At 61.9% G+C, this 13,841-nt stretch carries 17 protein-coding genes; 7 read left to right on the top strand and 10 right to left on the bottom strand.

Translation table 11 applies throughout. From position 1 onward, the window contains the following. The first annotated feature begins 116 nt into the window (after positions 1 to 116). On the top strand, positions 117 to 1,637 hold the full coding sequence (locus tag AC0IW7_RS18300; RefSeq protein ID WP_122492688.1) for a fumarate hydratase: 1,521 nt from the start codon (positions 117 to 119) through the stop codon (positions 1,635 to 1,637). A 291-nt stretch (positions 1,638 to 1,928) separates the two neighbouring features. Further along, positions 1,929 to 2,240, top strand: coding sequence for a hypothetical protein (locus tag AC0IW7_RS18295; protein ID WP_471819888.1), 312 nt, complete (start codon positions 1,929 to 1,931; stop codon positions 2,238 to 2,240). A gap of 162 nt (positions 2,241 to 2,402) precedes the next feature. Here AC0IW7_RS18295 and AC0IW7_RS18290 read toward each other — a convergent pair whose 3' ends face one another. The 8 genes from AC0IW7_RS18290 to AC0IW7_RS18255 form a co-directional block, all read right to left on the bottom strand. Next, entirely contained in the window at positions 2,403 to 2,705 is a 303-nt protein-coding gene (locus AC0IW7_RS18290; RefSeq protein ID WP_471819887.1) for a ribbon-helix-helix domain-containing protein, read from the bottom strand. Between the two features lie 60 nt (positions 2,706 to 2,765). Beyond that, positions 2,766 to 3,347, bottom strand: coding sequence for a DJ-1/PfpI family protein (locus AC0IW7_RS18285; protein WP_122492690.1), 582 nt, complete (start codon positions 3,345 to 3,347; stop codon positions 2,766 to 2,768). A 96-nt stretch (positions 3,348 to 3,443) separates the two neighbouring features. Then, positions 3,444 to 4,025, bottom strand: a complete 582-nt coding sequence (locus AC0IW7_RS18280; protein ID WP_471819886.1) for a DUF2846 domain-containing protein — start codon at positions 4,023 to 4,025, stop codon at positions 3,444 to 3,446. A 152-nt stretch (positions 4,026 to 4,177) separates the two neighbouring features. After that, positions 4,178 to 5,335, bottom strand: coding sequence for a phospholipase D-like domain-containing protein (locus AC0IW7_RS18275; RefSeq protein WP_471819885.1), 1,158 nt, complete (start codon positions 5,333 to 5,335; stop codon positions 4,178 to 4,180). Positions 5,336 to 5,395: 60 nt separating this feature from the next. Beyond that, positions 5,396 to 5,980, bottom strand: coding sequence for a YceI family protein (locus tag AC0IW7_RS18270; protein WP_471819884.1), 585 nt, complete (start codon positions 5,978 to 5,980; stop codon positions 5,396 to 5,398). 70 nt (positions 5,981 to 6,050) lie between these two features. Then, the gene (locus AC0IW7_RS18265; protein WP_471819883.1) at positions 6,051 to 6,398 is read right to left on the bottom strand and encodes an amidase; all 348 of its coding nucleotides are present in this window, start codon (positions 6,396 to 6,398) and stop codon (positions 6,051 to 6,053) included. Next, positions 6,398 to 7,531, bottom strand: a complete 1,134-nt coding sequence (locus AC0IW7_RS18260; RefSeq protein ID WP_471819881.1) for a serine hydrolase domain-containing protein — start codon at positions 7,529 to 7,531, stop codon at positions 6,398 to 6,400. Before AC0IW7_RS18260 ends, AC0IW7_RS18265 begins: the two co-directional genes overlap by 1 nt. Positions 7,532 to 7,632: 101 nt before the next feature. Further along, positions 7,633 to 8,526, bottom strand: coding sequence for an acyl-CoA dehydrogenase middle domain-containing protein (locus AC0IW7_RS18255; protein WP_471819879.1), 894 nt, complete (start codon positions 8,524 to 8,526; stop codon positions 7,633 to 7,635). 135 nt (positions 8,527 to 8,661) lie between these two features. Between AC0IW7_RS18255 and olsB the strand changes: the two genes are divergently transcribed. Both olsB and AC0IW7_RS18245 read left to right on the top strand, forming a co-directional pair. Beyond that, a complete protein-coding gene (gene olsB / locus AC0IW7_RS18250; protein ID WP_122451943.1) occupies positions 8,662 to 9,417 on the top strand; it encodes an L-ornithine N(alpha)-acyltransferase in 756 nt (251 codons plus the stop codon). Further along, positions 9,417 to 10,205 carry a lysophospholipid acyltransferase family protein gene (locus AC0IW7_RS18245; RefSeq protein ID WP_471819878.1) on the top strand — a complete coding sequence of 263 codons (789 nt, stop codon included), beginning with the start codon at positions 9,417 to 9,419 and terminating at the stop codon, positions 10,203 to 10,205. Before olsB ends, AC0IW7_RS18245 begins: the two co-directional genes overlap by 1 nt. Before the next feature lie 89 nt (positions 10,206 to 10,294). Here the strand turns inward: AC0IW7_RS18245 and AC0IW7_RS18240 are convergent, their stop codons facing one another. Next, on the bottom strand, positions 10,295 to 10,867 hold the full coding sequence (locus AC0IW7_RS18240) for an acyl carrier protein phosphodiesterase (RefSeq protein WP_471819877.1): 573 nt from the start codon (positions 10,865 to 10,867) through the stop codon (positions 10,295 to 10,297). Positions 10,868 to 11,032: 165 nt separating this feature from the next. On the opposite strand from AC0IW7_RS18240, the gene AC0IW7_RS18235 reads away from it, so the two are divergent. The 3 genes from AC0IW7_RS18235 (at position 11,033) to AC0IW7_RS18225 (ending at position 13,653) form a co-directional block, all read left to right on the top strand. Further along, entirely contained in the window at positions 11,033 to 11,338 is a 306-nt protein-coding gene (locus AC0IW7_RS18235) for an ArsR/SmtB family transcription factor (protein ID WP_471819875.1), read from the top strand. 35 nt (positions 11,339 to 11,373) lie between these two features. Beyond that, positions 11,374 to 12,534 (top strand): MFS transporter, encoded by a 1,161-nt coding sequence (locus AC0IW7_RS18230; protein ID WP_463381925.1) that lies wholly within the window; start codon positions 11,374 to 11,376, stop codon positions 12,532 to 12,534. Positions 12,535 to 12,603: 69 nt separating this feature from the next. Next, a complete protein-coding gene (locus AC0IW7_RS18225; RefSeq protein WP_471819874.1) occupies positions 12,604 to 13,653 on the top strand; it encodes an alkene reductase in 1,050 nt (349 codons plus the stop codon). A gap of 11 nt (positions 13,654 to 13,664) precedes the next feature. On the opposite strand, the gene AC0IW7_RS18220 is transcribed toward AC0IW7_RS18225, so the two are convergent. Continuing rightward, complete coding sequence (locus AC0IW7_RS18220) at positions 13,665 to 13,799, bottom strand: hypothetical protein (RefSeq protein WP_471819873.1); 135 nt, start codon at positions 13,797 to 13,799, stop codon at positions 13,665 to 13,667. Positions 13,800 to 13,841 lie beyond the last annotated feature (42 nt).

Raw genomic sequence — 13,841 nt, 5'->3', positions numbered from 1 at the left:
GGGTGCGCCAACAACGCCCTGCGCGTTATACTGCCGCGCCTTTTTTGCCTTACCGAGCCTGCCGGGCCTAGCCCTGCGCGCTTAGATGTTCCCGTGTTTAGAGAGGAGCGCGCTGCATGACCGTGATCAAGCAAGACGACCTGATTCAGAGCGTCGCCGACGCTTTACAGTTCATTTCTTATTACCACCCCGTGGACTTCATCCAAGCGATGCACGAAGCCTACCTGCGCGAAGAATCGCCAGCGGCCCGTGATTCCATGGCGCAAATTCTGATCAACTCGCGCATGTGCGCCACCGGCCATCGGCCGATCTGCCAGGACACCGGCATCGTCACCGTATTCGTACGTGTGGGCATGGACGTGCGCTGGGACGGCGCCACCATGGGCCTGGACGACATGATCAACGAGGGCGTGCGTCGCGCCTACAACCTGCCGGAAAACGTGCTGCGCGCATCCATCCTCGCCGACCCGGCAGGCGCGCGTAAAAACACCAAGGACAACACCCCGGCGGTCATCCACTATTCCATCGTTCCCGGCAATACCGTGGAAGTGGACGTGGCGGCCAAAGGCGGCGGCTCTGAAAACAAATCGAAGATGGCCATGCTCAACCCGTCCGACTCCATCGTCGACTGGGTATTGAAAACCGTGCCGACCATGGGCGCGGGCTGGTGCCCACCCGGCATGCTCGGCATTGGCATCGGCGGCACCGCCGAGAAAGCGGCCGTAATGGCCAAAGAAGTGTTGATGGAGTCCATCGACATTCACGAGCTCAAAGCTCGTGGCCCGCAGAACAAGCTGGAAGAAATGCGCCTCGAGCTGTTCGAGAAGGTCAACCAACTGGGTATTGGCGCTCAAGGCCTGGGCGGCCTGACCACCGTGCTCGACGTGAAGATCATGGATTACCCGACTCACGCCGCCTCGCTGCCGGTGTGCATGATCCCTAACTGCGCCGCCACCCGTCACGCGCACTTTGTGCTCGACGGTTCCGGCCCAGCGTCGCTCGAAGCGCCACCGCTGGACGCCTACCCGGAAATCGTCTGGGAAGCTGGCCCGTCGGCCCGCCGCGTCGACCTCGACACCCTGACACCCGAAGACGTACAGAGCTGGAAGCCGGGCGAAACCGTGTTGCTCAACGGCAAAATGCTCACCGGCCGCGACGCCGCGCACAAGCGCATGGTGGAAATGCTCAACAAAGGCGAAAGCCTGCCAGTGGACCTAAAAGGTCGCTTCATCTATTACGTCGGCCCGGTTGATCCGGTCGGCGACGAAGTCGTAGGCCCGGCCGGTCCAACCACGGCAACGCGGATGGACAAGTTCACCCGTCAGATTCTCGAACAAACCGGCCTGCTGGGCATGATCGGTAAATCCGAGCGCGGCCCGATTGCCATCGAGGCAATCAAAGACAACAAAGCCGTGTACCTGATGGCCGTCGGCGGCGCCGCTTATCTGGTGGCGCAAGCGATCAAGAAGTCCAAAGTACTGGCGTTCGCCGAACTGGGCATGGAAGCGATTTACGAGTTCGAGGTGAAAGACATGCCGGTAACAGTGGCGGTCGACACCAACGGCGAGTCGGTGCACATCACAGGACCGGCTATCTGGCAGAAGAAGATAAGTGACAGCCTGGCGGTCGAAATTTAAGCCGCTGCTGAATCGTTAAAGGAAGGAAAAATACCCGGCCAAGCGCTGGGTATTTTTTTGGCGCCAGAAAAGTGTGAGAAAAGCGACATAGGTGATGTCGTACGCGACACTATGGCGAATGTCTTACAGACGGTAGTGGCAGGCTGACATCGCTGTAGGTAGGATCGCCACCCAAGGAAATGACGGAATATGCGCGCATCGCCGGGTTTAGGAACCGGCTCGCTACGGATGGTTGTAAACGCTTTGCTGCCTGAGTGCAGTCAACCCGAACCATCACATTGAGCGAACAGTATGAACCGCACCAGTCGTTTTGCTTCCCTCGTTACCGCCGCTGCACTGCTGTTCATGGGCGCTCAAGCCCAGGCAGGCCAGGCCTCGGGCAATCTGGCGGTCGGCATCACCATTACCTCCAGCTGCGCACTCAGCAGCAACGCCAACGGCCAGTCCCTGCGTGTTGAAAACCAGAACTGCGACGGCATCAACAGCTTCCGTGTTGACCGTGAAAGCAACGGCGTGCGTTCCGAAGCCCCCCTTTCCAGCAACGCTGTCAGCGAAGTGAAAGGCACCCAAGCGGCTGCGACCGTGGTCACCTTGTACTGGTGATTGTCCTACAAAAGTAAGCCATCGGCGGGTTCTTGTAAGTGATGGCTTACATCGGCCAGGTTTAGGCTCACATAACTATTGAAAAGCATCGCGGCTAAAGCCGCTCCTACAGAACCCGTAGGAGCGGCTTTAGCCGCGATGCTTTTTGCATTCACCGGCAGCTCAAGACCGACTCGCCACCAACGCCAACGGTGCCCGCTTCTCCTGCGGCTGCGCCAGATAACGGCAGCAACTCACCCGCAGAAACGACGCGAAGTTCACCACCTCGCCGCGGTAATCCATCACCTCTTCATACAGCTTGCTGATCAGCTGGTTGGTGGACATGCCATCGACTGCCGCGATTTCAGAAAGGATGTCCCAGAACTGGTTCTCCAGTCTCAACGTGGTCACCACGCCGCAAATACGCAGCGAGCGCGAACGCGATTCGTAGAGGATGGGATCGGCTTTGACGTAGAGCTCGCACATGCGCCCTGCTCCTGAATTGGCGAGGCTCGACGGCAAACGCCGAGCCTGAAAAACCTGAGCTTACAGCGTGATGGTGGTGCCCAATAGCAGCAGAAAGCCCGCCAGCCAGTTCGGGTGCGCCGGCCACGCAGGCGCTGTCACCAGGTTGCCTTCGATGTGCGCGTGGTCCACGGCAATCTCCACATAGGTGCCGCCGGCCAGCTTCACTTCCGGCGCGCAGGCCGGGTAAGCGCTGCATTCGCGACCCTTGAGAATGCCGGCCGCCGCCAGCAATTGCGCACCATGGCACACGGCGGCAATCGGCTTGCCGGCTTTGTCGAAGGCTTTCACCAGATCCAGCACCTTCTTGTTTAGCCGCAGGTATTCCGGCGAACGCCCGCCCGGCACCACCAGCGCGTCGTAGTCTTTGGCCTTGACCTTGGCGAAGTCGAAATTCAGGCCAAAGTTGTGGCCCGGCTTTTCGCTGTAGGTCTGATCCCCTTCGAAATCGTGAATGGCGGTGCGCACGCTTTGCCCGGCGGTTTTGTCTGGGCATACGGCGTGCACGGTGTGCCCCACCATCTGCAGCGCCTGAAACGGCACCATCACTTCGTAGTCTTCGACGTAATCGCCAACCAGCATGAGAATTTTCTTCGCGGCCATCGGGGTATCTCCAGCAGGGGAAAGGGCAGATGCATGCCAACCCAGCCAGTATTGCCGCGCCGCGTGGCGAACAGGTAATAGGCGACTACTACCGAATCACTGCTCGCCGAAACCCAACGCGCCCCAGAAACCCGGCGATGGCTCCATGGCAAAGCGCTGCGGCGGCTGGAACTCATGGGTGGCCACGATCTCCTTTTCCGCCAGGCTTGCCGGCACCAGTTGCAACGGCCCGTCCCCCAGCGTGGCCACACCCTCGCCGAGGGGCGGCGGATTGAGCTCGTCATAGCGCAGGTAGTAGGTGCCGCCCGCGCCTACATCCAAATTGAAACCGGCGATGCGATTGAAATCGAGCATGCCGTCGGCCAGCGCCGTCCAGAACGAGCCGAATAACGGTCGGCGCATTTCCACGGGATAACTGGCCACGTCCAGTTCCAGCACCAGGTAGCTGTTGCTCGGCAGGCTGCCGATCAGGCGTTTGTTCAGAAACAGGCCGGGCGCTTCCAGCTCCTGGTCCGCCCAATCGCTTTGCGGGCGATAGAGATACACCAGCGCAAGGTCTTCCTCGGGGGAATGGGGCGTGAACAACGGGCCGTCATTGGTATTCAGGAAGGCGCCGGGCGAGGAGCAACCGGCGAGGCACAGCAGCAGCAAAACAAGCAGCGGGTGATGTCGGCTCAAGCGCGCATTCCTCTTATGGTTATGGCGATGAGACTAGCGAGGTGCCCCGCTGAAGGCACCCGACAAAAGGCTGGGTTCCACTGTTTGCAGCCTCGAGGCTAAAAATAAACACGCCATCTGTAGGAGAGGCTTCAGCCTCGATTGGCCCTCCGCTACTTGCGCCGATCCAACACATTCACCACCAACCTATCCAACCACCCCCACAACCGCTGCTGCATGCGCTTCCACAACGGCCGCGACTTCCACAGGTCCATGGTTATTTCGCGACTCTGGCCAAAGTCGTTGAGAAAACTCTGCACCACCGCCTCGGTCAGCGGCGGCTCAACGGCCTCCAGGTTCGCTTCCAGATTGAAGCGCAGGTTCCAGTGATCGAAGTTGCACGAGCCAATGCTGGTCCAGTCGTCCACCAGCACCATTTTCAGGTGCAGGAAGCACGGCTGGTATTCAAAGATTTTCACCCCGGCGCGTAACAGCTTCGGGTAGTAGCGCTGGCCGGCGAAGCGCACCGGCGGGTTGTCGGTTTGTCGGCCAGTGAGCAGCAGCTGCACGTCGACGCCGCGCTGTGCGGCCTTGCGCAGCGAACGGCGGACTTTCCAGCTCGGCAGAAAATATGGCGTGGCCAGCCAAATGCGCCGTTGTGCGCTGTTCAAGGCGCGCACCAGCGATTGCACGATGTCGCTGTGCTGCATGGCATTGGCATACGCCACGCGGCCAAGCCCGGCGCCGCCGACGGGTAATACCGGCAAACGCGGACGCGGCCCCGGGGAAAATGGCAGCCAGGCGCGGTTTTGCGGATTGGCTGCCCATTGCTGTTCGAACAGCGTTTGCCAGTCCTGCACCAATGGCCCGGTGATTTCTACCATCACCTCATGCCACGCGCTGGTCGGCTCGCCGGGCGTCCAGAAAGCGTCGGTCACGCCCGTGCCGCCCACAAACGCAACGGCACCGTCGACCAGCAACAGCTTGCGATGGTCGCGATACAGGTTGCGCTGCCAGCGCCAGATTTTGATCGGGTTATAAAAGCGCAGCTCGATGCCGGCCTGCACCAGGCGCTCGCGATCGACCGCCGAAAGCGCCGAACTGCCGAAGCCGTCGAACAAGCAGCGCACTTGAACGCCACGCGCCGCAGCGGCACATAGCGTTTGCACCATCTGGTCGACGCAGGCGCCCGACTCGACCAGGTAAAGCTCAAGCTCCACCTGGCGCTGGGCGCGGTCGATGCACGCGAACATGCGCGGGAAAAATTGTGGCCCGTCCACCAACAACTCGAAGCCGTTGTCGGTGCGCCAAGGATAGATACGCCCCGGCATCAGCTCTGCATCCTTCGCGCTCGCACCACGCTCAACTCCTGATTCAAAAAGGAAAACGCCTTAACGCGCGGTGAAGATCAGCACAGCGCCCACCGGCACCGACCAACTGATGGTGGAAACGCCAGCCGCCTTGCGCAGGCCTTCCAGCCCGTCGGCCAGGCCAAAGTCTTCAACCTGCAGCACCAACGGCGCCAGAGTAACCACTTGGAAACGCTGTTCATCCAGGCGCGTCGCCAGCAGCTCAGCGCTATAGGCCTGGGTCTGGCCATGCAGTTCGACCGTCAACGGCAAGCGCAATTCCAACTGCGCACCGGGGGCCAGGTTGGCGATGGGCGCGAGGTCGAGTTGCGCGTTCACCAAGGCTTCGGGGAAGCGCTGCGTGTCGAACAACAAGGTGCGCAAACGCTCATCGCGCAGCGGAATGCCGGTGCTGGCCGAATCCAATTCCACTCGCAGATTAGCCTTGCCGGTTTCGTCGATTTGCCCGTGCAGCGTCAGAAAGCGATGCACCTCCGACAACTTGCCGTTCTTGGTGGAAATAAACGACAGCCGCGAGGACTCGTTATCCAAATACCAATCGGCCTGGGCCGGCGTCAGCGCGGTGAGAACAAAGGCGGCAATTGCACAGGTGAACAGCGTACGCATTGGGGCTCCGAGCAAGAGTGTGAGGCGGCACCTTAACCGCCTCACACTGACCTGCAAACCCCGGTTCGGTTCAGGATTGCGGCAGCGAATCAGCCTTTGGCAACAGCTGGCAGCCCTGGCGCGGCCCTTGCCAGGCGGCGGTTTGCGTGCTGCCCAGGCCGCGCGCGGTTACCCGCTTGTTGGCTTCGTCGTCGAAGAACCCACTAATGGGAATGTACTGCTTCACATAAGCCAGGCAGTACTGCGCCGGGTTATCCATCACGTAGCGGCACGAGCAATATTCCTTGGCCGACAGCGCGCCGATGATGCCGGGAAACGCTGCCAGGTGAACGCGGTTCTGCCAGGCCAACGCGGCCAGTGCCAGCCCAATCAGCAACAGCACGCTGCTGAACGGGCGACGCTTGATAAAGCTGCTCATCACTTGGCCTCCGCAGCGGTTTGAGCGGTCGGCGCGAAGGCCGCCTCAACCCGTTTCAACAGTTCGTTATGGGAATAGGTTTTGTCGCGATCATCGGCATAACGCACCACCACCAGCTTTTGCGCCGGCAGTACGTACAGCGCCTGGCCCCAATGGCCGAGCGCGGCGAAGGTGTCGTCCGGCGCATCCGGCCAGGGCTTGGCAGCGCCAGGCACGGCGACGTTCAGCCACCACTGCCCGCCGGGCACCGCATCGCCTTCGGTTTCCTTCGACGGCTGGTAGTTGGCGAATGGCGTGCGGTTGAAGTCCACCCAGGCTTTGGGCAGCACTTGCTGATCGCCCCAACGGCCGTCGCGCTGCATCAGCAGGCCGATGCGCGCCAGGTCGCGGGCAGTCAGGTAGGCATAAGACGAACCCACGAACGTGCCGCTGGCGTCGGTTTCCCACACGGCGCTGGTGATGCCCAGCGGCTCGAACAAAGCGGTCCACGGATAATCCTTGTACGCCTCATCCCCGACCATGCCGCGCAAGGCGGCGGCGAGCAGATTGGCGTCGCCGCTGGAATAGAGGAAGCGCGTGCCGGGCGTGGCGGCCTGATCGAAGCTGGCGGCAAACGCGGCCATGTCGCTACGGCCATGGGTGTAGAGCATTGCGACCACGCTGGAGCGCACCGGGGCGTACTCGTAGCCTTCCTGCCAACCCAGGCCCGAAGCCCAATTCAACAGGTGCCCGATCTTCACCTGCGGGTGCGCGTTCATGGGCGGATAGAACTTGGCCGCCGGGTCATCCAGTTTGAACAAGCCCTTGCCATACGCCACGCCGAGGGTCGTGGCCAGGATGCTTTTGCTCACCGACCACGCCAAGTGTGGAGTGCTGGCTTTGGTCGGCCCGGCGTAGCGTTCGTAAATAATCTGACCATCGCGAATCACCAGCAGCGCGTCGGTGCGAATGCCCTTGCGGCTGTCATCGTCGCGGGTGGGAAAGGCGTAGGTTTCGAGTGCTTCGATGGCTGGGCTGGCGGCGGCGGGCGTCATCGCCCAGTCGGCCGCCGGCCAGGTTTCGGCGAAGCCGTGAGGGATGAAGCAAAGCAAGCCGAGCGCAAGGCTTAAACGGCGTAAGGCAGGAACGGGCATTGGACGGCCTCTTGTTGGCGAAGGCGCCAACCCTAGCACGCGGCCGATGAACGCAAATAGCGCCGAACGTGCCGCAGATGGCGGCGGTTCGGCGCGATACGTCAGGCCCGTGCGGCCAAGCTGGACAGCGCATTGCTCAGACGCTTTTCGCGGGCAGTGCGGGCGATTTCCAACAAGCCAGCGTCGCGCTTCCACAGGTGTTGCCAATGCGGATCGCCACCGGCCATGGCGGCGTCGATGTCGCCGCGCAGGCTGTTGAATTGCTCGAACAAACCGGCCAGCAGCAGATGCGTAGCGGGCTCGTTCATGCCTTGGCGCGACACTTCAGCGCCACTGCTCAGCAATGCCAACAAGCGCAGCTTGAGTGCTTGCGGCCAAGCGTTGTCGACGCCAATGCCATACAGCCAGGCGGCCAGGGCGGTCAGCACATGTAAATCTTCCAGGGAGCGGAAGGGTTTGGCGTAAGCGTCCCAGCCATCGCCCGGCAAGCGCTCGCACTGCGCGCCTTCAAGGTGCAGGCGACCATGGCTGACGTCCGGCATCAGCGACAACGGCGGCAGCATTTCCACGCGCACGCCCGGCGCGCCGTTGTAGGCCACGCACACGGCCACTTGCGGCGTGTTGCCGGGCAAGTCGCTGCGGGCGGCGACCAGCAACCAGTCGGCTGCATCGGCGGCAGTAACGAAATCTTTGCGCCCGCTGAGGCTCAAGCCATCGAGGCGCACCTGCATGTCAGCGGGGCGCACGCTGCGGTTTTCCGTGACGCACAAGGCGCCCAAGGTCCACGGCGCCGACGGCCACAGCGCGCGCAGTGCGCCTTGGTAACCGGCCAGAAACGCCAAGCCGGGGGTAGCGGCTAGCCGTCCGCCGAGTAGCGCCAACTCGAACGGCGACACGCCCTCGCCCACGTTTGCCAACAAAGCGGCGTACCACTCTTCCAAACCAGCGGTTGCCGGCAGGCGCTCGGTGCAGCCGAGCAGTCGTTGCCAGTACATAAGCGCGTCCTCGTTCATTGTCATGCAAGCATCACTAAAGATTCATGGTGATGACACCGGGTGTTCCTAGCCTGAGCTTGCCCAACAAGGTCGACCGGCTGCAACCCAATCAAGCCGGCTTATGGAGGCTACTCGATGTCTACAATCGCCCGCACTCGTGACACCACTGCCGAACGCCGCCTGCAAGCCGAGCGCCTGGTCGGCCCTCGTGCCCTGCGTGAAGCCCAGGCTTTGCGCTTCAGCGTATTCAGCAAAGAGTTCGACGCCAAGCTCAAAGGCGCCGAATTGGGTCTGGACATGGACGATTACGATGGCCACTGCGCCCACATCGGCGTGCGTGACCTGAACACCGGCAAGCTGGTGGCCACCACCCGGTTGCTCGACCACAACGCCGCCCGCAGCTTGGGGCGCTTTTACAGTGAAGAAGAATTCAGCCTGCACGGCCTGGCGCATCTGCAAGGCCCGGTGCTGGAAATTGGTCGCACCTGCGTAGACCCGGCTTACCGCAACGGCGGCACCATCGCCGTGCTGTGGAGCGAATTAGCCGAAGTGCTCAACGAAGGCGGCTACAGCTACCTGATGGGTTGCGCCAGCATTCCCATGCAAGACGGCGGCATTCAGGCTCAGGCCATCATGCAGCGCCTGCGCGAACGCTACCTGTGCAACGAGCACCTGCGCGCCGAACCGAAAACCCCGCTGCCGAGCCTGGAAGTGCCGAGCAACGTCATCGCCGAGATGCCGCCGCTGCTCAAGGCCTATATGCGTCTGGGCGCGAAAATTTGCGGCGAGCCGTGCTGGGACCAGGATTTCCAAGTGGCCGATGTGTTCATTCTGCTCAAACGCGACGAGCTCTGCCCGCGCTACGCCCGCCACTTCAAGGCGGCGGTCTGATGAGCAAACTGCGCCTGTACGGGCGCCTCGCCAGGTTGCTGGCCACGGTGGGCCTGGGCCTGCTGGTGGCGACCACCATGACCGTGGTGGAGCGCCTGCACCTGCGCAACGAAAGTGCTATTCGCCAACGCTTGACCCGCTGGTTTCTGGCGCGTCTGAGCGGCGCATTGCCGTTTCAGATAGAAGTGCTTGGCAGCCTGCCGCAACGGCCGATGCTGTGGATCAGCAACCACATTTCCTGGACCGACATTCCGCTGCTGGGCATGTTGGCACCGCTGTCGTTTTTGTCCAAAGCCGAGGTGCGGACCTGGCCGGTCGCCGGCTGGCTGGCGAAAAAAGCCGGCACGCTGTTTATACGTCGCGGCTCAGGCGACAGCGCCCTGCTGGGTCAGCAACTACGTGAGCACTTGGAACAGCAACGCTCGCTGCTGATATTTCCGGAAGGCACCACCACCGACGGCCGCCAACTGCGCACCTTCCACGGACGCCTGCTGAGCAGCGCCATCGAAACCGGCACGCCGCTGCAACCGGTGGCCATCCGGTATGTGCGCGAGAACCAGGTAGACGTTGAAATTGCGCCGTTCATTGGCGATGACGATTTGGTCTCGCACCTGCTGCGCCTGCTCTCAAGCGACGTGGCCAGCGTGCGTATTCATTTGTTGGAACCGATTGAAACGCTGGGGGCTTCACGCAACGTGCTGGCCAGGCAGGCGCATCGGGCGATTGGCGTGGCGCTGTTTGGTGAGGTAGAGGTGGTGGATGTGGAAGACACGAATCTCGCCGCCTGATACATCGCCCCGTAGGAGCTAGCTTGCTAGCGAACCCTGCAACCACCGTTCACGACGTTCGTTTGCGGGGTTCGCCACCAAGGTGGCTCCTACAACAACCGGCGCGCAAACGCCTGCAACTCGGGGTAGAACGCATGAAAATCCTCGGTCAGCGGCTCATACAACTCACGCAATTCCGCCATCGCGCCGTCCAGCATCTGCGGGCGTGACAAGCGTCGGCTCATGCCAGACACCACCTGTTGCAACACCTCGAACTCTTCATAACTGCCCAGCCAATCCTGCGCCGCCATGCGTGGTGCCACATAGGCCAAGCGCTCGGGCAAAGCCGGCTCGTTGCTCAGCACGTGGTACACGCGAGTAGTGAACTGGGCTAACGGCTCGTCGGCGTAGCGCGGCCAATGGCGCGCCAGGCAGTGATCAAAAAATAGGTCAATCAGAATGCCCGCCGTTCGCCGCCGCGCTTGCGGGAAGCGGGCTTTGGCTTGCAGAACCAAGGGATGGCTGTCGGTGAACGCGTCGATTCGCCGGTGCACGGCGATCGCCCGCTCTATGGGCGCGGGAAAGCGGCCGGCCAGCGGTCCTTTGACGAAATCGCCGTACAGGCTGCCGAGCAGTTGTTCCGGCTGATCACCGCCCAGATGAAGGTGTGCGAGGTAATTCATACGCCGAGTGTAGAGGCAGAACGGGGATCAATCCCAGCTGCGCCGATCACTCGGGCTGATGACTACTATCGCCACGATCAATCTGTATATCGGCAAACACCGATATAAAGTTCGCCCCACGCCGATACACACCCGGCAACCTTTAGCGAACGGACGGTTACGACCATGCCAATCGACCTCGATGAAATCTTCAAAGCCCTCGCCCATCCGGTGCGTCGCCAGATGCTGGTGTGGCTGAAAGACCCGCACACCCATTTCGTTGAGCAAGAACATCACCCGTTCGAGATCGGCGTCTGCGCCGGCAAGTTCGATGTCAAAACCGGCCTGTCGCAATCCACCGTTTCCGGCCATCTCGCCAGCCTGGAACGCGCCCGCCTGGTCACTCGCCAGAAAGTCGGCCAGTGGAATTTCTTCAAACGTAATGAAGACGTGATCCAGGCCTTCATCAGCCATTTGCACGACGCGCTTTAAGCACAGCCGCACTCGCCTTTTCCGGAGCACCCGACATGCCCCTCGCACTTATTGTTCTGGCGTTATCCGCCTTCGCCATCGGCACCACCGAGTTCGTGATCATGGGGCTTTTGCCCGATGTCGCTGCCGACCTTGGCGTGTCGATTCCCGGCGCTGGCTGGCTCGTCACCGGTTACGCCCTGGGCGTGGCCATCGGCGCGCCGTTCATGGCCATGGTCACCGCCAGTTGGCCGCGCAAGGCCGCCTTGCTGGCCCTGATGGGCATCTTTATCGCCGGCAACCTGTTCTGCGCCCTCGCCGCTGACTATCAGATGCTGATGATCGCCCGCATCATCACCGCCCTGTGCCACGGCGCGTTTTTTGGTATCGGTTCGGTCGTAGCCGCCAGCCTGGTGCCGGCTAACCGCCGCGCCTCGGCCGTGGCTTTGATGTTCACCGGTCTGACCCTCGCCAACGTGCTCGGCGTGCCGCTGGGCACTGCCCTTGGCCAAGCCGCTGGCTGGCGCTCGACCTTCTGGGCCGTCACCGTCATTGGCGTGGTGGCCCTTATCGGCCTGTGGCGCGCCCTGCCCCATCAACACGATCAGGAAAAAGCCGACCTGCGCAGCGAACTGCGTGCCATGCGCGGCGCCGGGGTGTGGCTGGCATTGAGCACCACGGTGTTTTTCTCGGCCTCGGTGTTCGCCCTGTTCACCTATATCGCGCCGATGCTGGGCGAAGTGACCGGCGTTTCGCCCACTGGCGTGACCTGGACCCTGCTGCTCATCGGCCTCGGCCTTACCATCGGCAACATTGTCGGCGGCAAGCTGGCCGACTGGCGTCTGGGCACAACGCTGACTGGCGTATTCATCAGCCTGGCGGTGTTGGCCAGCCTGTTCAGCTTTACCGCTGGAGCGCTGATTCCCGCCGAGATCACCTTGTTTCTCTGGGCCATGGCGGCGTTCGCCGCTGTGCCCGCGCTGCAAATCAACGTCATGGCCTTTGGCAAAGACGCGCCGAACCTGATCAGCACCCTGAACATCGGCGCCTTCAACCTGGGCAATGCACTGGGCGCCTGGGTGGGCGGCGTGGTCATCAGCCGCGGCATGGGCCTGACCGACGTGCCGCTGGCCGCCGCCGCGCTGGCGGTCGTCGCCCTGATCGCCACACAACTTACCAACAACGCCCGTAACGAATTGCAGCCGGTGCTCGACTGAGCCCGGTTGTTCGAACCAAGCCCTACCCCTTACTGACTCATTACTTACGATCCACTGGAGACTGTATTCATGGCGACTCTTTTTGACCCGATTACCATTGGCGACCTGCAACTGAAAAACCGCATCGTTATGGCCCCGCTGACCCGCTGCCGCGCCGACGAAGGCCGCGTGCCCAACGCGATGATGGCCGAGTACTACGCCCAGCGCTCCTCGGCTGGCCTGATCCTCAGCGAAGCCACCTCGGTTACGCCGATGGGTGTTGGCTACCCCAACACCCCCGGCATCTGGTCCGACGCGCAAGTACGTGGCTGGAGCAATATCACCAAGGCCGTGCACGCCAATGGCGGCAAAATTTTCCTGCAACTGTGGCACGTAGGCCGGGTTTCCGACCCCAGCTACCTGGACGGCGAACTGCCGGTAGCACCGAGCGCCATCGCCCCTAAAGGCCACGTCAGCCTGGTGCGTCCGCTGAAAGACTTCGTCACCCCGCGTGCCCTGGCCACCGAAGAAATTGCCGACATCGTCGAGGCCTACCGCAACGGCGCCGAGAACGCCAAAGCCGCCGGGTTTGACGGCGTGGAAATCCACGGCGCCAACGGCTACCTACTCGACCAATTCCTGCAAGACAGCACCAATCAGCGCACCGACCAATACGGCGGCTCCCTGGAAAACCGTGCGCGTCTGATGCTCGAAGTGACCGACGCCGTGTTGTCGGTATGGGAACCGGGCCGCGTGGGCATGCACCTGGCACCCCGCGCCGACAGCCATGACATGGGCGACTCCAACCGCTCGGCCACCTTCAGCTACGTGGCTCGCGAGCTGGGCAAACGTGGCATCGCGTTTATCTGCACCCGTGAGAAACAAGGCGAAGACAGCATCAGCGCCGAACTGAAAGCAGCTTTCGGCGGCGTGTTTATCGCCAACGAACGCTTCACCAAAGAAAGCGCCAACGCCCTGCTCGCCAGCGGCGGCGCCGACGCGGTAGCGTTTGGCATTCCCTTCATCGCCAACCCGGATCTGCCAGCGCGTTTGGAACAAGATGCACCGCTGAACGAACCGCACCCGGAAACCTTCTACGGCAGCGGCCCGGTGGGTTACATCGACTATCCGCGTCTGTAACTAAACCGCACTTAGTGACCTGTAAAAAAGGCGACCTTCGGGTCGCCTTTTTTACATTCGCCGATTCGTCCTAACGTCCGCGCAGAAAGATCATATCGTCGCCGCTGCGCACTGAAGCCATAACCGGAACCGTCCTGCAACTGCATCGCTGAGCCTCCTTTAGTGTTCTGGGGAATCAAATATTTGCG

The sequence above is a fragment of the Pseudomonas sp. AC229 genome, assembly GCF_979254655.1.
This window is presented reverse-complemented; position numbering and strand designations above follow the sequence as displayed.